The sequence below is a fragment of the Arthrobacter sp. ISL-48 genome, assembly GCF_018613805.1.
Taxonomy (GTDB): Bacteria; Actinomycetota; Actinomycetes; order Actinomycetales; family Micrococcaceae; genus Arthrobacter.
In genome coordinates this window covers 204,093-222,426 of record NZ_JAGGPL010000003.1, presented here as the reverse complement: position 1 = coordinate 222,426, position 18,334 = coordinate 204,093, and the positions used below count along the sequence as shown (strand labels likewise).

Genomic DNA, 18,334 nt, shown 5'->3' with positions numbered 1-18,334 from the left:
GTGCTGTGCTGCGCACACATGACCTCGGATCCCTTCGTTCCGAGCACATTGGACAAACCGTAACCCTGGCTGGCTGGGTGGGCCGCCGTCGTGATCACGGTGGTGTCGCATTCGTGGATCTGCGCGATGCGTCGGGCGTGGCCCAGGTTGTGGTCCGTGAGGAAGAGGTCTTCCACGGTCTGCGCAACGAGTATGTCCTGCAGGTCACCGGCACGGTGTCCAAGCGGCCCGAGGGCAACGAGAACCCGGCGCTGGCCACGGGCGAGATCGAGGTCATGGCTGACAAGGTGGTCATCCTGAACACCTCCGAACCGCTGCCCTTCCAGATCGACGAACACGTCGAGGTGGGCGAGGAAGCACGCCTGAAGCACCGCTACCTCGACCTCCGTCGGCCTGGTCCCAGCCGCAACCTCCGGCTGCGCTCCGAAGCCAACCGGGTAGCACGCGAACTGCTGCACCAGGATGGCTTCGTGGAGATCGAGACCCCCACGCTGACACGTTCGACGCCGGAAGGCGCCCGGGACTTCGTGGTTCCCGCCCGCCTTGCCCCCGGTTCCTGGTACGCGCTGCCGCAGTCCCCCCAGCTTTTCAAGCAGCTCCTTCAGGTGGGTGGCTTCGAGAAGTATTACCAGATCGCCCGCTGCTACCGGGATGAAGACTTCCGCGCGGACCGCCAGCCGGAATTCACGCAGCTGGACATCGAAGCAAGCTTCGTGGACCAGGACGACATCATTGCCCTGGGCGAAAACATCGTCAAAGCCCTCTGGAAGCTGATCGACGTCGAGATTCCGACGCCCATCCAGCGCATCACGTACGCCGATGCCATGGCACGGTACGGCTCGGACAAGCCGGACCTGCGTTTCGAAGTGGAACTGACCGAGCTCACCGAGTTCTTCAAGGACACCGGCTTCGGCGTGTTCAAGGCCCCGTACGTTGGCGCCGTCGTGATGCCGGGCGGCGCGTCCCAGCCGCGCCGCACCCTGGACGGCTGGCAGGAGTTCGCCAAGCAGCGCGGCCACAAGGGGCTGGCGTATGTACTGTTCAAGGAAGACGGTGAACTGGCCGGCCCGGTTGCCAAGAACCTGACCGACACTGAACGGGCAGGCCTTGCCGACGCCGTTGGGGCCAAGCCAGGCGACTGCATCTTCTTCGCAGCAGGCGAGAAGTCCGCGGCGCGCGCCCTCCTGGGCGCTGCCCGCGTGGAGATCGGCCACCGCACCGGCCTCATCGATCCTCAAGCCTGGGCTTTCTGCTGGGTGGTTGACGCCCCCATGTTCGAACCTGCTTCCGCAGCTGTAGCGTCCGGGGATGTGGCTGTGGGCGGAGGTCAGTGGACCGCTGTGCACCACGCGTTCACCTCGCCCAAGCCTGAGTTCCTGGACTCCTTCGACAAGGATCCCGAGTCCGCACTCTCCTACGCCTACGACATCGTCTGCAACGGCAACGAAATCGGCGGCGGGTCGATCCGTATCCACGAGCGGGATGTCCAGGAACGCGTCTTCGAACTGATGGGCCTGGCCCGGGAGGATGCCCAAACCAAGTTCGGCTTCCTGCTCGAAGGGTTCAAGTATGGTGCCCCTCCGCATGGCGGCATTGCCTTCGGCTGGGACCGTGTCGTAGCCCTGCTGGCAGGGGTCGAGTCCATTCGTGACGTCATTGCCTTCCCCAAGACCGGCAACGGCTACGACCCCCTGACGCAGGCACCCGCACCCATCACGCCGCAGCAGCGCAAGGAAGCCGGCGTGGACTTCAAGCCGGAGGCCAAGAAGGCGTAGGCCATGCAGCCGGGGATCGACGCCTACGAGGCCCTCATGGATGCCGCCTGGCCTGCGCCGGAACGGTACGACACGGGGGAATGGGTGCTCCGGGCGGCGGACGGAGTGACGCAGCGCGCCAACTCCGTCTGGCCGCGTACGGAGCCGCGCGATACGGTGGCCGCCGTCCGGGATGCCGCGTCATGGTACCGCAGCCGCAGGCTGCCGTCGATCTACCAGATCACGGACACGCCTGGCAACGCTGCCCTGAACGCATTGCTGGACACGCAGGGCTACACCCGCCAGTCGGAAACCCTCATCATGGGGAGGGCCACCGCTGCCGCCACTGCTCCGCCCGCCACAGCCCAAGGGGTGGCTGAGCTGGCGGACCTTCCCACCGACGAGTGGCTGGACTTGTGGTGGAGCGTAGACGGCCGCGGCGGACCTGAGGAACTGGAAACGGCGCGGCGCATCCTGACCGGGTGTCCGTCGCTGTACGCGCTGGTGAGGTCCGACGACGGCGTCCCCGCCGCCGTCGGTCGCCTCGCCCTGGTGGACGGTCACGGCGGAATCTACTGCATGGCCACCCGGGCCGCCGTCCGGCGTCGGGGCTTCGCAGGGCTGGTGCTGCAATCGCTGATTAACGGAGCAGCGGCGGCAGGAACGGACAGGCTCTGGCTGCTGGTCATGGCCTCCAACGAGGGCGCCCGGGCCCTTTACGCCAAGGCCGGCTTTGGGGAAACCGGCCGCTACTCCTACCGCCAGGAGAGGCCGAAGCGCGCCTTGACGGGTTGCTGACCTGTTATTAGCCCGTGGCGTCCGTCACTGTAATCCGCACCGAACAAACATCCGCTGCCGCCTTCTTGAGTACCGCAGCCCTGGGATCGGGGACATCCAGGAAGGCCAGCCGCGGGGACCCCGAGAATTCTTTCAGGGCGGGCTCCGCCAGGACCAGCCCGGCGAGGGCCCTGTCCCCGCCGGGCGCAAGGTATTCGATCAGGTGGCCAGTGAAGGTCCTTGCGGCATGTCCCGCGACGGCTTCCACCAGATCATCGGCCTGATTGGCTCGGCGCCGGGCGAAACGCTGCTGGGATTGTCCTCCTGCCGCTGTCCGTGACTGCACATACTTGGATCCGGTCTTGGAAGCCAGAATGATGCCTTCCCTGGCAACGGCCACCCCAAAGCCGCCGCGCCTGACTAATACCAGGCCGGTTGTCCTTGGCTGGCAGGCGATGGACGCCAGCCGTTCCAGCGGATCGGCGCCCCGGCCCGGCCGGCCGTCCACCGGCCATGGGGCCTTGAGAAGGGCGGTGGTGCCGTCGGCTCCGACGAGCCGCACGCCGTCGTCGTCGTCGCTGGGCCGGAAGCCGCCGTGTGCTGCGGCGAACCTTTCCAGCCAACCGGGGAGCCGCGCTCCCGGCACAAAGGCGGTCCGCACGGACACCGGGCCGGCTCCGCGGGCCGCGGCGCGTTCGGACATGGCGATCCTTTGTTTGATGGACGTGACCGGTAGGCGAAACCGGACGGTGAACTATGAGTAGCCTATCTATGTGGATGATCTCTTCGGCCAAGCGGCCGGCAACGATGACGACGACGGCGGGATCGTTCCGTCGCCAGCTGGCGGGACCGTGCCGGGCAAGAGTGGGGCCGGCAAGGCTACGCCGGGCAGTACGGCCTCGCCGCGGAGCCCACTTGCCGTCCGCATGCGGCCGCGCACCCTGGACGACGTGGTGGGCCAGCAGCACCTCCTCGGACAGGGGTCACCACTGCGGCAACTGGCCGCCGGGGCTGACGCAGGCGGACCCGCCGGCCCAAGCTCTTTGATCCTGTGGGGCCCTCCCGGGACAGGGAAGACCACCCTGGCCCACGTGATCGCCAGGGGGCCGGGACGGAAGTTCGTGGAGCTGTCCGCGATCACGGCAGGCGTCAAGGACGTCCGCCGCGTTATGGATGAAGCGTTGACAGCGCGGGATCTCTACAGGACCACCACGGTCCTTTTCCTGGATGAAATCCACCGCTTCAACAAAGCCCAGCAGGACGCGCTGCTGCCGGGGGTGGAGAACCGCTGGGTGGTCCTGGTGGCGGCAACCACGGAAAATCCGTCGTTCTCGGTGGTCTCGCCCCTCCTGTCCAGATCCCTCCTGCTGACGCTGAAACCGCTCACGGATGCCGACGTCGAAGGCCTGGTCCGGCGGGCGGTGGCCGATGTCCGGGGGCTGAACGGGAAGGTGGAGTTGAGCGATGAAGCACTCGCCCACCTCGTGAGGCTGTCCGGCGGGGATGCCAGGCGGGCACTGACGGCGCTGGAGGCTGCCGCCGGAGTGGCGTTTGGCGATGCGGATGATGCCGACGGTGCAGACGCCGTTCCAGTCACCGTTGAGCTTAAGCACACCGAGCGCGCGCTGGATGTTGCCGCCGTCCGCTATGACCGGGCCGGCGACCAGCACTACGATGTGGCCAGTGCCTTCATCAAGTCCGTCCGCGGCTCCGACGTCGACGCATCCCTGCACTACCTGGCCCGGATGCTCGAGGCGGGAGAAGACCCGCGCTTCATTGCCCGGCGCATCGTGATTTCCGCGGCCGAGGACGTCGGTATGGCTGACCCTACGGCCCTCCAGACAGCCGTGGCCGCTGCCCAGGCGGTGCAGCTGATCGGCATGCCGGAAGGCCGCATCGTCCTGGCCGAAGCTGTGGTCCATCTCGCCACGGCCCCGAAGTCCAACGCCGCCTATATGGGATTGAACAAAGCCGTTGCGGACGTCCGCGCAGGACTGGGCAACGGAATTCCGGCGCACCTGCGCGATGCGCATTACCCGGGGTCGAAGCAGCTGGGTCATGGGCTGGGCTACAAGTACGCGCACGACGCGCCGCACTCCGTGGCCACCCAGCAGTACCCGCCCGACGACCTTGTGGGTAAGGACTACTACGACCCCACGGCCAACGGCGCAGAACGGGACATTGCTGTGAGGCTTGAACGGCTGCGGAAGATCATCCGCGGAAACTGATTCCCGCCCCCGGAGGGGAAAGTGCGGGAAGTAGGGGAACAACTGGTAAGATTGTTCGTTGTCTGGCAAGGCACGGACGCACACTCCCGCGAATTTCAGTATTTTATGCTGATCTGAATTATCTGGTGAGCTGCGCCCGGCGCCCAGTAGCAAAAGGCAGCGGTTGGCCGATGCTCTCCATCGTGGAGGCCAGTAACACTGACACACCGCAGATATTGGAAGGACACAAGTGGCTAACAACACTCGTGCTCGCCGTACAGCACGCCTCTCGCGTGCACTCGGCATCGCTCTGACCCCTAAGGCCGCCAAGTACATGGAGCGCCGTCCGTACGGCCCCGGCGAGCATGGCCGTGCCCGCAAGAAGCAGGACTCCGACTACGCCGTACGGCTGCGCGAAAAGCAGCGTCTGCGCGCCCAGTACGGCATCCGCGAAGCCCAGATGACCCGTGCCTTCGAAGAAGCACGCCGCACCAAGGGCCTGACCGGTGAAAACCTGATCGAACTGCTCGAAATGCGTCTCGACGCCCTCGTGCTGCGCGCAGGCTTCGCCCGCACCATCGCCCAGGCCCGCCAGCTCGTGGTGCACCGCCACATCCTGGTTGACGGCATCCGTGTTGACCGCCCGTCCTTCCGCGTCAGCGAAGGCCAGCTGGTCCACGTCCACAGCCGCAGCGAAACCATGGTTCCGCTCCAGGTTGCCGCAGCCGGTGCACACCGCGACGTCCTGCCCCAGGTTCCGGCCTACCTGGACGTCAAGCTTGACGCCCTCCAGGCCCGCCTGGTCCGCCGCCCGAAGCGCTCCGAGGTCCCCGTGACCTGCGAAGAGCAGCTCGTCGTCGAATTCTACGCACGCTAAATCCCAGCAGCGTATCCAAAGAAGCCCGTGGCAAGCGCCGCGGGCTTCTTTGTATGTAAGGTACTTGGGGGGCATCTGCGGGACGCAGGAAGACTGCGCGCGCCGATTAAACAGATTCACAGAATTTCGAGGAGATGAACGTCTATGTCTGGTGGCGATATTGCCGGCCTGATCGCTGCCGGGGTGTTTGCGCTCCTGGTGTTGCTGCTCGCCGTACCGATCCTGAAGCTCGGCAAGGTGTTCGACGAGATACGGACGTCCATCCGGTCCATCAGCGACGGCGCGACACCTCTCATGGACGAAGTCACGGCGACCGTGTCCACCACCAACCAGCAGCTGAAAAAGGTGGACGGCATTGCCTCCAACGTCTCGGATGCCTCGGCGAACATCTCCGCGCTGTCCTCATTGGTTGCCGCGACCGTCGGCTCGCCGCTGATCAAGGTGGCAGCCTTCAGCTACGGCGTCCGCACAGCCCTGGCCAACCGCAAGAAGCCCACCGCCGGCCGTCGCAGCCGCTAAGCCACCCGGAGAACTGAACATGAAACGACTTGTCTGGATGGGAATCGGCGTGGCAATCGGAGTCATCGCCTTCCGCAAGGTCACCGAGGCCCAAGCCAGCCTGGGGCCCGCCGGCTTGAACCGGGCCGTGGGCCGGCTCACGGACGGCCTCTACGACTTCGCGGATGCTGTCCGGTCCGGAATGCGCGAACGCGAGACAGATCTGCGCACCGCGCTCGGCGTCGAATCCCAGGACCTTGCGCGCCGTTAGCCTGCGGCCGCGGGAGAATTAACCAGCAGCGTCCGCTTGCCGGAGCTGCCATCTGAATCAAACTGTCACGCGCCAGAAAAAGCGTGAACCAAGAAGGGTATGTAATCAGCTCATGAAGTCGCAGGAGATCACAAAGCGCTGGGTGGACTTTTTTGTCAGCAAGGGCCACACCGCGGTTCCTTCCGCGTCGCTGGTCTCCAGCGACCCGTCCCTGCTGTTCACCGTCGCCGGCATGGTCCCGTTCATCCCTTACCTGACTGCGCGCGAAGAAGCCCCCTATGCCCGCGCCACGAGCGTGCAGAAGTGTATCCGCACCGGTGACATCGAGGAAGTGGGCAAGACTGCCCGCCACGGGACCTTTTTCCAGATGTGCGGCAACTTTTCCTTCGGCGACTACTTCAAGGAAGACGCCATCAGGTTCGCCTGGGAACTGCTCACCAAGAGCGTGGACGACGGCGGCTATGGCCTTCCGCCCGAACTGCTGTGGGTGACTGTCTACGAAGAAGATGACGAAGCCAAGGAGTTGTGGCTGAAGAACACTGGCGTCCCCGCTGAGCGCATCCAGCGCATGGGCAAGGCCGACAACTACTGGCACACCGGCCAGCCGGGCCCTGCCGGCCCCTGCTCTGAGATCTACTACGACCGCGGCCCGGCCTACGGTGTTGAAGGCGGCCCCATTGCGGACGAGAACCGCTACGTCGAAATCTGGAACCTCGTGTTCATGCAGTACCAGATCGACAACGTCCGCTCGAAGGACGAATTCGACATCGTGGGTGAGCTGCCAAAGAAGAACATCGATACCGGGCTCGGCATGGAGCGCCTCGCGATGATCCTCCAGGGCGTCGAAAACATGTACGAGACCGACCAGGTCCGTCCCGTCATCGACAAGGCTGCGGAACTGTCAGGCAGGGAATACACATCGGCCGAAACGCCTGACGATCCACACCACACCGATGACGTCCGGATGCGCGTTGTTGCGGACCATATCCGTTCCGCCCTGATGCTGATCGCCGACGGCGTGACGCCCTCCAACGAAGGCCGTGGCTATGTCCTGCGCCGCCTCATCCGCCGGGCCGTGCGTTCAATGCGGCTGCTCGGCGTCGAAAAGGCGTGCCTGCCTGACCTGCTGCCCGCCTCCCGCGATGCGATGAAGGGCGTCTACCCTATCGTGGAGACGGATTTCGACCGCATCAGCAGGATCGCTTATGCAGAAGAAAAGGCCTTCCTCCGCACCATCGCTTCGGGTACCGCCCGGCTTGAGGACGCCGTCACCGAGTCCAAGGCAGCAGGTACGCCGCTTTCGGGTGCCGATGCCTTTGCGCTCCATGACACCTACGGCTTCCCGATCGACCTCACCCTGGAGATGGCCGAGGAGGCCGGGCTGAAGGTGGACGAGCCCGAGTTCCGCAGGCTCATGCTGGAACAGCGCCAGCGCGCGCAGGCGGACGCAAAGGGCAAAAAAGGCGGCCACGCAGACCTCAGCGCCTTCCAGGAACTCCTGGCACAGGGTGAGACGGTCTTCACGGGCTACACCGAACTCGATGGCGAGTCCCGCGTCCGCGGCATCCTCAACGGCGGGCAGAAGGTTGGCCAGGCCTCCACGGGGGAGGAGATCGAGCTTGTCCTAGCAGAGACTCCCTTCTACGCCGAAGCAGGCGGCCAGGCAGCTGACACCGGCCTCATCACCGGGGACGGGTTCGTCGTCGAGGTCCTGGACGTCCAGCGGCCCCTCAAGGGGCTCAGCGTCCATAAGGCAATCGTCCGTGAGGGTGAGATCGGCTCCGACGCCCTCGTCAGGGCAGCTGTGGACCGGGAGCGGCGCCACGCTGCCGAGCAGGCGCACACCGGCACGCACATCGTGCACGCGGCCCTGCACCAGATTCTCGGCCCGCAGGCGACCCAGCGCGGTTCCTACAACAAGGCTGGCTACCTGCGCTTCGACTTCGCATGGGGTGAAGGCCTCAGCCAGGCAACCCGCTCGGAAGTCGAGGAAGTCTCCAACCTGGCCATCCGTAATAACTTCCGGGTGGAGACCAAGGTGATGGGACTGGCAGAAGCCAAGGCGCTTGGCGCAATGGCGCTCTTCGGCGAGAATTACGGCAGCGAAGTACGTGTGGTGGAGATCGACGGCGCGTGGTCCCGTGAACTGTGCGGTGGCACGCACGTGGCCAACACGTCCCTGATCGGCAGCCTCTCACTCCTGGGCGAACAGTCTGTCGGCTCAGGCAACCGCCGCGTCGAGGCCTTCGTGGGGATGGATGCCTTCCGGCACCTGGCTGCTGAACGGGCGCTGGTGACCGAATTGACAGACATGCTCAAGGTGCCCTCCGGCCAGCTGGCCGACAGGATCGCCGCCACATTGGCGAAGCTCAAGTCAGCGGAGAAAGAACTGGAACGGCTCCGCAAGGAACAGCTGGCGGCCGCTGCCGGCCAGCTGGCGGGAACGGCGAAGGACGCGGCCGGGGTCAGCGTCATAGCCCACGATGCCGGCCAGGTCAGCGGTGCCGACGACCTCCGCGGACTGGCCCTGGACCTGCGGAACCGGCTGGGTTCCGCCCCCTCAACTGTGGCGGTGGCAGGCGTCAGCAACAACCGTCCCATGATCCTTGTGGCCACCAACGAGGCTGCGCGGGAGGCCGGCGTCAAGGCCGGAGCCCTCGTCCGCCTCGCGGCCGGGATCCTTGGGGGCGGCGGCGGAGGCAAGGACGACGTCGCCCAGGGCGGCGGTACCGACGCAGGCAAGGTCACACCGGCGCTGGACGCCGTCGTGGACGCCATCTCCCGGCGATAAAGCATCCTATGACCAGTCCTGCTGCAGCCGGCGCCTACCCCCAGGGCATCAAACTGGGGGTGGACGTTGGCACCGTCCGGGTGGGCGTCGCAGTCTGCGACCCTGACGCCATCCTGGCGACGCCGCTCAAGACCCTGGACCGCAACCCGAAGAAAAACTCAGACGTCCGCGTGATCGCGTCAATCGCTGAGGAACTCGGCGCCGTCCAGGTGATCGTCGGGCTCCCGCGCACCATGAAGGGCGAGGAACACGCCTCTGCGCGGATGGCAACCGAGTATGCACGGCTGCTTGCCAGCGAGCTGGAAACGCGCGGCCTGGACGTGCCCGTGAACCTCGTTGACGAGCGCCTCAGCAGCGTCTCCGCCCACCGGAACCTTCACGAAGCTGGCATGAGCAGCCGGAATCACCGTAAAGTAGTGGATCAGGTCGCGGCGGCTGGAATCCTCCAGCACGCCATCGACATGCAAAAAGCCAGGGGAACGGACGTTGGCAGCCGCGTGACTGCGCCCGCCCGTCCGTGGCGTTCCGGGGACACTGCGCCGGTAACGCGTGGGCAGACCCCGGAGGACAAGACCCGATCTTCAGATAACGGAAGGCTATAGTGAGCCCGGCCAACAATGACGACTCCTCCGGCAGCCCCGACAGCGGTGCGGCCAGGCCGCTGACCCGCAAGGAGCTCCGCGCGCGGGAAAAGTCCCGGCACACCGAAAGCAACAGCCTCGTTCCTGAACAGGCGTACGAAACAGGCGATGACTTTCCCATGACCGCCGCGGAGGCTTCACCTGCTGGTACGGCTGCCTCTTCCATCCCGACGGCGCCCGATACGCCGCCGTCGATCCAGGCGGCCGAGCCGGCCTACGTAGGGCGCGGCGTACACGAACACACCGCCCATGAAGAGGCCCACGCCCCCAATCGCTACGAAACCCTCCACCACCAACCGTTGCACCAGGAACCGGTGCACCACGAACCGTTGCACCAGGAACCGGTGCACCACGAGGAGCCCGCCCCTGAAGATATCTACCACCACGACGCGGACCTCGGCCAGGATCATCATGAAGGACTCCACGTTGACGGCGCCTCCTACGAGATCGAGCACGGCGGCCCTTACTACGACGGAGCCCACCCCCTTGAGGATCACCACCCCGAGGATCATCATCCGCACGACGCCGGCCTCTTCACCGGTGCTTCAGCGGCTTCAGTAGTGCGCGGTCCCTCCAAAAAAGTCCGCCGTCGGCGCCGCTTCCTGGCCTTGGTGCTGACCCTTGCAGTTTTTGTTACCGCTGTTGCCGTCGGCGCCCAGTTCCTCAAGCCGCTGCTCGGAAACGACAAAGCAAGCGACTACCCCGGTCCCGGCACCGGCGAGGTCCAGGTGACCGTCCAGGCCGGCGAAGGCCCCCGGGCGGTAGCCACCGCCCTGGAGAGTGGAAAGGTGGTTGCGAATGCGGACACCTTCCTGCAGGCGTTCACTGCCTCCGGCGGAACCCTGGCGCCGGGGGATTACACCTTCAAGATGGAGATGAAAAACGCCGACGCCGTTAATGTCCTGCTCGGCAAGGACAAGAGCAAGGTCATTTATTTCGCCCTGAGTGCCGGGCTGAGGATCGGCGAGTCCCTGGAGGCAATCTCTGAAGGATCCGGAGTGCCGCTGGCACAGCTCAAGGCACTCAGCGATTCCCCGGGGCAGTTCGGCGTTCCTGCTGCCGCCAAGAACCTTGAGGGCTTCCTGGCCCCGGGTGAATACCGATTCCCGCTGGGGACCCCCGCAAAGGACATCCTCCAGTCCCTGGTCAAATCGACACTGGACGAGCTCGTGTCACAGGGCATTACGGACCCCACGAAACAGTACGAGGCCCTGATCGTTGCGAGCATCGTGCAGGCGGAAGGCGGCCAAGCGGACTACGGCGACGTTGCCGGTGCCATCTACAACCGACTCAAGCCCAACGACCAGACCGGCGGCTTCCTTCAGGTGGACTCCGCGGTCACCTACGGCCTTGGCACCAGGAGCTTCAACTTCACCGACGCCGAGCGCGAAGACAAGTCCAATCCCTACAACACTTACGCCAACCCAGGCTTGCCGCCCGGGCCCATTGGATCGCCCGGCAAGACGGCCATTGACGCCGCGGCCAAGCCGAAGGCCAACGACTACCTTTTCTGGGTGACCATCAACCTGGATACCAAGGAGACCAAGTTCTCCAAGACGCTGGCCGAACACAACACGTACGTAGCCCAGTACAACAGCTGGTGTCAGGCGCACACGGGCCGCTGTTCATGAGGCTGCGGGCTGCAGTCCTGGGCCATCCGATCAGCCACTCGAAGTCACCAGCCCTGCACCTGGCGGCCTACGGCAAGCTGGGGATCGACATCAGCTACACGGCCGTTGACGTCACGGCGCAGGCATTGCCGGACTTCATGCGGGACGTTCGGGCCAAGGACGGATGGCGGGGCCTGTCAGTCACCATGCCCCTGAAAACCGCCATGATGTCCGAAGTGGATGAGGTGCGCGGCGTGGCCAGCGTACTGCGCGTCGTCAACACTGTCGCGTTCGAGGGCGACGATGCCAGCAACGCTGTCCGGAGGATCGGCTACAACACCGACGTCGCGGGGATCGTCAACGCCGTCCGGAATGCCGGGGCGGTTCCGGCCCCGGCCGCCGTGATCCTGGGCGGGGGAGGAACATCGGCAGCCGCGGTGGCAGCGCTCAAGGACCTGGGCGCGGAGTCCGTCCAGATTTTCGTCCGGGATACCGGACGGGCCGTGGAAGCCCGCACCGCCGCCGCTGCCGTGGGCCTGGGAATCGACGTAAGGCCTCTGGCAGAGGCCGCCGCGCATACGGCAAGTGCCGACGTCGTTATCTCGACATTGCCGCCGCGCGCTGCCGACGGACTTGCCGGTGAACTGGCTGGAATCGGGGCACGAACGGGCGGAGTGCTGCTGGACGTGGCCTACGACCCCTGGCCCAGCAGGATCGCATCGGCCTGGCAGGCAAACGGCGGCTCCGTGGTTCCCGGCCTGGAAATGCTGCTCTATCAGGCGGTGGAACAGGTCCGCCTTTTCTCCCGGCTGGAGGAGGAAGTTAATGCAGCCGTCATAGATGTGATGTGTGACGCAGTCGGCCTTCCCCGACGGGCGTTCTGACCGCCATACGTGGCAGGATGGAAATTATGTTGCGTTGGTTGACTGCCGGTGAATCCCATGGTCCGGCCCTGATGGGAATTATTGAAGGCGTCCCTGCCGGTGTGGAACTCACCAGCGGGCAGATCGCCGACTCATTGGCACGCCGGCGCCTCGGTTACGGCCGCGGTGCCCGGATGAAATTCGAGCAGGATGTCGTTACCATCCTCGGCGGTGTACGGCATGGGCTGACCCAGGGTGGCCCGGTGGGCATCCAGGTGGGCAACACCGAATGGCCCAAATGGGAGCTGATCATGTCAGCGGACCCCGTTGACCCCGAAATCCTCGCCGACCAGGCGCGCAACGCCCCTCTTACCCGCCCCCGTCCCGGCCACGCTGATTTCACCGGCATGCAGAAGTATGGCTTTTCCGAGGCCCGGCCCGTGCTTGAACGCGCCAGCGCCCGGGAGACCGCCACCCGCGTGGCCATGGGAACGGTAGCGTCCCAGTTCCTGAAGCAGCTGGGGATCGAACTCGTCAGCCACACAGTCTCCATCGCCAGCGTGACCGTGCCGGAGGGACGCCCGCTGCCGGTTCCGGCAAATGTTATCGCCTTGGACGCGGACCCGCTGCGTTGCTTCGACCGCGAAACCTCCGATGCCATGGTGGCCGAAGTGGATGCCGCCCACAAAGAAGGCGAAACCCTCGGGGGCGTCGTGGAGGTGCTCGCGTACGGACTTCCGCCGGGGCTGGGAAGCTACGTCCACTGGGACCGGAGGCTCGATTCACGGCTAGCCGCTGCCCTCATGGGCATCCAGGCCATCAAGGGTGTCGAAGTGGGCGACGGATTCCTGACTGCCGCGCGCCGCGGCTCGGCCGCACACGACGAGATCGTCAAGGACGCGGACGGCAGGATCATCAGGACCAGCAACCGGGCCGGCGGTATCGAGGGCGGCATGAGCATTGGCGACGTGCTGAGGGTGCGCGCCGCCATGAAACCAATCGCCACCGTTCCCCGGGCACTGAAGACCATCGATGTGAGCACGGGCGAGGCGGCCAAGGCACATCATCAGCGTTCGGACGTCTGTGCCGTTCCGGCTGCCGGTGTAGTCGCGGAAGCGATGGTTGCACTGGTGCTGGCGGAAGCCGTCACCGAAAAGTTTGGTGGGGACTCTGTCGCGGAGACTGCACGCAACATCAAGGGCTACCTGGACAACATTCCGGCATCCCTGGACTCGATCGGCCAGTAGTGCCCCGCAGCAGCAAGACCGGTGCGCCTGGCCAGCGGCCTGTCGTACTGATCGGTCCCATGGCGGTCGGTAAGTCAGCCATTGGTTACCAGCTGGCACAGCAACTCGGCGCGCCCTTCGTGGATACTGACGTTGTCATTGTGGGAAACCATGGCTCCATCGCCGACATCTTCGCGGGCCGGGGTGAACACACATTCCGGGAGATTGAGGCCAGGACGGTGGCCAGTGTCGTGGAGGAAGCGGAAGGTTCCGCCACGGTGATTTCACTGGGCGGCGGCGCCGTCCTGGACTCGGGGACGCAGCAGTTGCTGGACCGCTGCACAGTTGTCTACCTGGAATGTGATGCCGAAACGGTAGCCAGCCGTATTGCACGGAACTCCGGCCGCCCGCTGCTTGCAGGTGACGCCATGGCCCGCTGGTCGTCATTGTTCGCGACCAGGAAGCCGGTCTACGAACGCCTGGCCGACGTGGTCCTGGACGTCCGCCACGGTTCCGTCGCCGAACTGGGACGCCGGCTGGAACAAGCACTGCGGGAATTCGCAGTTGCCAAACAGGAAGTTGAAAATTGAGCGTCGAATCAACAGTCATCAAGGTCACCGGCGAGTCCGCGGCCCAGAACTACGACGTCGTCGTCGGCCGGGGCCTGCTGGCAAGCCTTCCCGCCTTGCTGGGGGAGAGGGTCCGGCGGGTACTCGTCATCCACCCCCGGGCCCTGCGGCTCACCGGAGACACGGTCCGGGACGAGTTGGCCGCGGCCGGCTTTACCTCGCTCACCGCGGAAATCCCCGATGCCGAGGAAGGCAAGCACATCCAGGTGGCTGCCTTCTGCTGGCAGGTCCTGGGCCAGAACGACTTCACCCGCTCCGACGCGATCGTAGCCGTAGGCGGCGGTGCCGTGACCGACCTGGCCGGCTTTGTCGCGGCTACCTGGCTTCGAGGAGTCAAGGTCATCCATATGCCCACCAGCCTATTGGGGATGGTGGACGCCTCCGTGGGAGGCAAGACCGGCATCAACACCGCCGAGGGTAAGAACCTGGTCGGTTCCTTCCACCCGCCAGCCGGAGTGCTGGTGGATCTTGAGACCCTGAACACCCTGCCCCGCAACGAACTGATTTCCGGAATGGCCGAAGTGGTGAAGTGTGGCTTCATCGCGGATCCAACCATTCTGGACCTCGTAGAAAAGGACCCGGAAGCGGTGGTGGATCCGCAGTCCGCGGTGCTGCGGGAGCTCATCGAGCGGGCCATTGCCGTCAAGGCAAAAGTCGTTTCCGAAGACCTGAAGGAATCCGGCCTCCGCGAAATCCTGAACTACGGGCACACCCTGGGCCACGCCATCGAACTGGTGGAACGGTACTCCTGGCGCCATGGTGCGGCCGTTTCGGTGGGCATGATGTTCGCAGCGGAGCTTGCCCGCAGTGTGGGCAGGCTCAGCGACACCGACGCCGACCGGCACCGCACCATCCTGGAGACGCTCGGCCTTCCCGTCACCTACCGGCGCGACCGCTGGCAAGGGCTGCTGGACGGGATGCGCCGCGACAAGAAGTCCCGCGGCGACCTCCTCCGGTTTGTCGTCCTGGACGGCGTCGCCAAACCCGGCATACTGGACGTGCCGGACACCTCGCTGCTTTTCGCGGCCTACCAGGAAATCGCCTCCTGATGCAGGGCGCACTGGAGGGAACCAGCGACTGGCCGGAGGCAGGCTTCCCCGGAATCCGGATCAACCCGGAGTCCCTGCTTCCCCAGATCGTCAACGAGGACGCCTGCCAGGCGGCACTGGCCGCCTCCACCGATCCCGCTGACCACATCTTTGTCCTGCTGGTGGAAGGCCACGCCTCAGAGGCCGCTGAGCTGTTGGCTGAAGAGCGATTCAAGGACCCCGAATCGTTCCGGCTGCGGGCTTTCGAGGCGGAAGTACTGCGCGTCACCAACCGGCCGGACCGTGCTGTGGAGCTGTTCCGTCAGCTGCTTGCCGAAGTCCAGGGAACCCCGCGCGAAGCGCTCGTGCTTCAGTTCCTGGGCAAAACCCAATACACCGCCGGTCAGACCTCGGCTGCGGTTGAATCCTTTGCCCGTGCACTCGATCTGCGCGTCGCAGAATCAGCCGACGCTGCCCTGATCTACTCGTCAGCGGTGGCCCTGCAGCGGGCGCGCGACGTCCTGGACCTCGCCTGCTGACTGCCGCCGTAACAGCCCAAGCAGGCGTCCGGGCAGGAGCCCTGCCATCCTACCGGTAGAATGGTTCTTGGATTTTTGATAAACACGCGCTGGCCGGCCGTTTTGGCATGCCGGGGCGGCATAGAACGTCTGACAAAGCGACCAGACAGATAGAAACCAGAGGAAACAGTGGCAACCACTAACGACATCAAGAACGGAACAGTCCTTAAGCTTGAGGGCCAGCTCTGGAACATCATCGAATTCCAGCACGTCAAGCCCGGCAAGGGCGGTGCCTTTGTGCGGACCAAGATGCGGAACGTGATGTCCGGCAAGGTTGTGGACAAGACGTTCAATGCCGGCCTCAAGATCGAGACTGCAACCGTGGACCGCCGCGATTACCAGTACCTGTACCAGGACGGCGCGGACTTCGTGTTTATGGACACCTCGGACTACGACCAGATCACCGTCTCCGGTGCCACCGTCGGCGATGCAACTAACTTCATGCTTGAAAACCAGCTGGTCAACATCGCCATCCACGATGGCACTCCGCTGTACATCGAGCTGCCGCCCAGCGTTGTCCTCGAAATCACCTACACTGAACCGGGCCTTCAGGGCGACCGGTCCTCGGCCGGCACCAAGCCCGCAACGCTGGAAACGGGCTACGAGATCCAGGTCCCGCTGTTCGTTGAGAACAACACCAAGGTCAAGGTCGACACCCGCGACGGCAGCTACCTTGGCCGGGTCAGCGAGTAGTGAGCGCACGCGGTAAGGCCCGCAACAGGGCACTGGACGTACTTTTTGAAGCCGAGCAGCGCTCAGTCTCCGCCTTCGATGTGCTCCGGGCGCGCCGGGAAAAGACCGACCAGATCGTCAATCCCTACACCCTGGAAATCGTCGAAGGCGTGGTCTCACAGCAGACTGCCATCGACGAGTTCCTGGAGACGTATTCGCAGGGCTGGACCCTGGAGCGCATGCCCTCCGTGGACCGGATCATCCTCCGCATCGGCACCTGGGAGCTCCTGTACAACGACGACGTCCCCGACGGCGTCGCTGTCAGTGAGGCCGTGGCGCTGGCCAAGACGCTCTCAACTGATGAGTCGCCGTCGTTCATCAATGGCCTCCTCGGACGCCTCCAGCAGCTGAAGCCGTCGCTGCTCGCCTAGCCTGGTGCCTGAACGACTGCGAAGCATTCGCCCTACCTGAGCTTGTCCGCGGATCCGAGCCTTGATGGCCAGGATTCGCGGACAAGCTGAGGAATCATGGCGAGTCGGCCCTAGCCCGCGACGGCCGCGCGCAGCGACAGAATGCGTTGGAGCTGCTGGTGCTCCTCGGCCTGGTGCTGCCGGACATCCCGGCCGCTCAGGATGCGCTGCCTCGTGAAGGCGAGCTGCGTCGCTGCCGTCACGAAGGCCTTCATATGACGCCTGCGGTTGTAGCGGCCTGCCCAGGCCAACGCAGTCCGGCGCCCGCTTGGAGTGGCAAGCATGGCCACTTCAGCAGGAGTGAACCAGCCGGCGGCGGCATACTCCAGGAGCCGCTGGCGGGTAAGCCGGTTTTCGGCAACCCGGAGCAGGACAATCCCGATGATGGCCAGCACGAAAATGGGGACCTGGATGAGGACGTAATCGGCCAGGAAACCCTGCCCCATGCTGTTCCACCTGTTGTGCAGGAGCATGGCAGGCAGGAGCCCGATGAAGTACGCCGCGACGGAGACGCCCAGGTGCCAGCGGCGCGCGGCGAAGCCCATGATCAGTCCCGTAGTGCCAGTAAAGAGCGCATGGGCGAACGGGGACATCACACCGCGGAGCAGGAAGATCTGGGCCAGATCAGTGGCGGGACTCGCGGATTCGGCGATCGCCCGGCCGAAGTACAGGATGTTTTCCGAAAACGCGAAGCCGCCGGCGATGGTGAACGCGAATACCACGCCGTCCACCGGCCCGTCGAAATGCTTACGGGCCAGAAGCAGGAGCAACAGCAGGCCCAACGACTTTGCGGACTCTTCCACCACCGGGGCCTGGACGGTGGCCATGTAGGTCTGGAAGTCCGCCTCGCCGGAGAACTGGAAGGTCAGCACAAAGAACGGCTGGACCAGGAGCGTGACCGCAACGGACACCGCGGCTCCCCACGCAAAAGCAAAGAACAGCAGGCGCCTGGGCTCCGGCTCCCAGCGGTCGATCACGTGGACGGCGAGGAGTACGGCGGAGAGCGGGATCAGGGAGACGACGAATCCGGCCAGGAAACCTGCAGGTCCTGTGTTTGCCAGAAGGAACGGCACCACCAGGAAGAGGCTCAGGAATGCGAGGCCACCGCCGCCAATTCCCAGCGCCAGGAGCCCTGCGGAACGCCGGCCCGCGGCGCCCCGGGCGGCGCCGCCCTGCGGCCCCCCGACGTTGACAGGCATGGCGTGTACAGGCAGGGCATGGACGGGTCCACCGCTTTTCACCAGCGCCGGGCGGTAATTTTCCGGCTCTACATGGCCCATCCAGCTGGGGTTGGCCGGCCCGGGCAGCGGAGCCCGTGGCCCGGACCGGCCGGACGGCTCATGTGGCGGCTGATGAGGGTGCATCGACATAGCAGAAAGCCTATGGTGCCCCCACCCCGTGTCCAAGGCCGCGCACGCCGCCCAGTGCAGGAGTGTGACTAT

The 18,334-nt window shown here is 65.1% G+C and carries 18 protein-coding genes; 16 read left to right on the top strand and 2 right to left on the bottom strand.

Going from position 1 to position 18,334, the window contains the following annotated elements; all coding sequences use genetic code 11:
- Positions 1 to 5: 5 nt before the first annotated feature.
- Together aspS and J7E83_RS04815 are read left to right on the top strand one after the other, a co-directional pair.
- On the top strand, positions 6 to 1,775 hold the full coding sequence (aspS, locus tag J7E83_RS04820) for an aspartate--tRNA ligase (RefSeq protein ID WP_214959583.1): 1,770 nt from the start codon (positions 6 to 8) through the stop codon (positions 1,773 to 1,775).
- 3 nt (positions 1,776 to 1,778) lie between these two features.
- The gene (locus tag J7E83_RS04815; RefSeq protein WP_214959581.1) at positions 1,779 to 2,552 is read left to right on the top strand and encodes a GNAT family N-acetyltransferase; all 774 of its coding nucleotides are present in this window, start codon (positions 1,779 to 1,781) and stop codon (positions 2,550 to 2,552) included.
- Between the two features lie 7 nt (positions 2,553 to 2,559).
- Here the strand turns inward: J7E83_RS04815 and J7E83_RS04810 are convergent, their stop codons facing one another.
- Positions 2,560 to 3,234: an acVLRF1 family peptidyl-tRNA hydrolase gene (locus tag J7E83_RS04810; RefSeq protein ID WP_214959579.1), complete on the bottom strand. Its 675-nt coding sequence runs from the start codon at positions 3,232 to 3,234 to the stop codon at positions 2,560 to 2,562.
- 70 nt (positions 3,235 to 3,304) lie between these two features.
- Between J7E83_RS04810 and J7E83_RS04805 the strand changes: the two genes are divergently transcribed.
- The 14 genes from J7E83_RS04805 to nusB all read left to right on the top strand — a co-directional run bounded on the left by J7E83_RS04805 (position 3,305) and on the right by nusB (position 16,853).
- On the top strand, positions 3,305 to 4,759 hold the full coding sequence (locus tag J7E83_RS04805; RefSeq protein WP_214959577.1) for a replication-associated recombination protein A: 1,455 nt from the start codon (positions 3,305 to 3,307) through the stop codon (positions 4,757 to 4,759).
- Positions 4,760 to 4,988: 229 nt separating this feature from the next.
- Positions 4,989 to 5,615, top strand: coding sequence for a 30S ribosomal protein S4 (gene rpsD, locus J7E83_RS04800; protein WP_214959575.1), 627 nt, complete (start codon positions 4,989 to 4,991; stop codon positions 5,613 to 5,615).
- A gap of 144 nt (positions 5,616 to 5,759) precedes the next feature.
- Positions 5,760 to 6,134 carry a DUF948 domain-containing protein gene (locus J7E83_RS04795; RefSeq protein WP_214959573.1) on the top strand — a complete coding sequence of 125 codons (375 nt, stop codon included), beginning with the start codon at positions 5,760 to 5,762 and terminating at the stop codon, positions 6,132 to 6,134.
- 19 nt (positions 6,135 to 6,153) lie between these two features.
- A complete protein-coding gene (locus J7E83_RS04790; protein ID WP_214959571.1) occupies positions 6,154 to 6,384 on the top strand; it encodes a DUF6167 family protein in 231 nt (76 codons plus the stop codon).
- A 112-nt stretch (positions 6,385 to 6,496) separates the two neighbouring features.
- Positions 6,497 to 9,175, top strand: a complete 2,679-nt coding sequence (alaS, locus tag J7E83_RS04785) for an alanine--tRNA ligase (RefSeq protein ID WP_214959569.1) — start codon at positions 6,497 to 6,499, stop codon at positions 9,173 to 9,175.
- 8 nt (positions 9,176 to 9,183) lie between these two features.
- Positions 9,184 to 9,777 carry a Holliday junction resolvase RuvX gene (ruvX, locus tag J7E83_RS04780; RefSeq protein WP_214959567.1) on the top strand — a complete coding sequence of 198 codons (594 nt, stop codon included), beginning with the start codon at positions 9,184 to 9,186 and terminating at the stop codon, positions 9,775 to 9,777.
- Complete coding sequence (gene mltG / locus J7E83_RS04775; RefSeq protein ID WP_214959565.1) at positions 9,777 to 11,447, top strand: endolytic transglycosylase MltG; 1,671 nt, start codon at positions 9,777 to 9,779, stop codon at positions 11,445 to 11,447. Before ruvX ends, mltG begins: the two co-directional genes overlap by 1 nt.
- The gene (locus J7E83_RS04770) at positions 11,444 to 12,310 is read left to right on the top strand and encodes a shikimate dehydrogenase (RefSeq protein WP_214960954.1); all 867 of its coding nucleotides are present in this window, start codon (positions 11,444 to 11,446) and stop codon (positions 12,308 to 12,310) included. Before mltG ends, J7E83_RS04770 begins: the two co-directional genes overlap by 4 nt.
- Before the next feature lie 26 nt (positions 12,311 to 12,336).
- On the top strand, positions 12,337 to 13,536 hold the full coding sequence (aroC, locus tag J7E83_RS04765) for a chorismate synthase (RefSeq protein WP_214959563.1): 1,200 nt from the start codon (positions 12,337 to 12,339) through the stop codon (positions 13,534 to 13,536).
- Between the two features lie 59 nt (positions 13,537 to 13,595).
- The gene (locus J7E83_RS04760) at positions 13,596 to 14,105 is read left to right on the top strand and encodes a shikimate kinase (protein WP_251043450.1); all 510 of its coding nucleotides are present in this window, start codon (positions 13,596 to 13,598) and stop codon (positions 14,103 to 14,105) included.
- The gene (aroB, locus tag J7E83_RS04755; protein WP_214959558.1) at positions 14,102 to 15,193 is read left to right on the top strand and encodes a 3-dehydroquinate synthase; all 1,092 of its coding nucleotides are present in this window, start codon (positions 14,102 to 14,104) and stop codon (positions 15,191 to 15,193) included. The genes J7E83_RS04760 and aroB overlap by 4 nt, the downstream gene beginning before the upstream one ends.
- A complete protein-coding gene (locus J7E83_RS04750) occupies positions 15,193 to 15,711 on the top strand; it encodes a tetratricopeptide repeat protein (RefSeq protein WP_214959556.1) in 519 nt (172 codons plus the stop codon). Before aroB ends, J7E83_RS04750 begins: the two co-directional genes overlap by 1 nt.
- A 168-nt stretch (positions 15,712 to 15,879) precedes the next feature.
- Positions 15,880 to 16,443 (top strand): elongation factor P, encoded by a 564-nt coding sequence (gene efp, locus J7E83_RS04745; protein ID WP_214959553.1) that lies wholly within the window; start codon positions 15,880 to 15,882, stop codon positions 16,441 to 16,443.
- Complete coding sequence (gene nusB, locus J7E83_RS04740) at positions 16,443 to 16,853, top strand: transcription antitermination factor NusB (RefSeq protein WP_066291630.1); 411 nt, start codon at positions 16,443 to 16,445, stop codon at positions 16,851 to 16,853. Before efp ends, nusB begins: the two co-directional genes overlap by 1 nt.
- 110 nt (positions 16,854 to 16,963) lie before the next feature.
- On the opposite strand, the gene J7E83_RS04735 is transcribed toward nusB, so the two are convergent.
- Positions 16,964 to 18,262, bottom strand: a complete 1,299-nt coding sequence (locus J7E83_RS04735; RefSeq protein WP_214959551.1) for a PrsW family intramembrane metalloprotease — start codon at positions 18,260 to 18,262, stop codon at positions 16,964 to 16,966.
- Positions 18,263 to 18,334 lie beyond the last annotated feature (72 nt).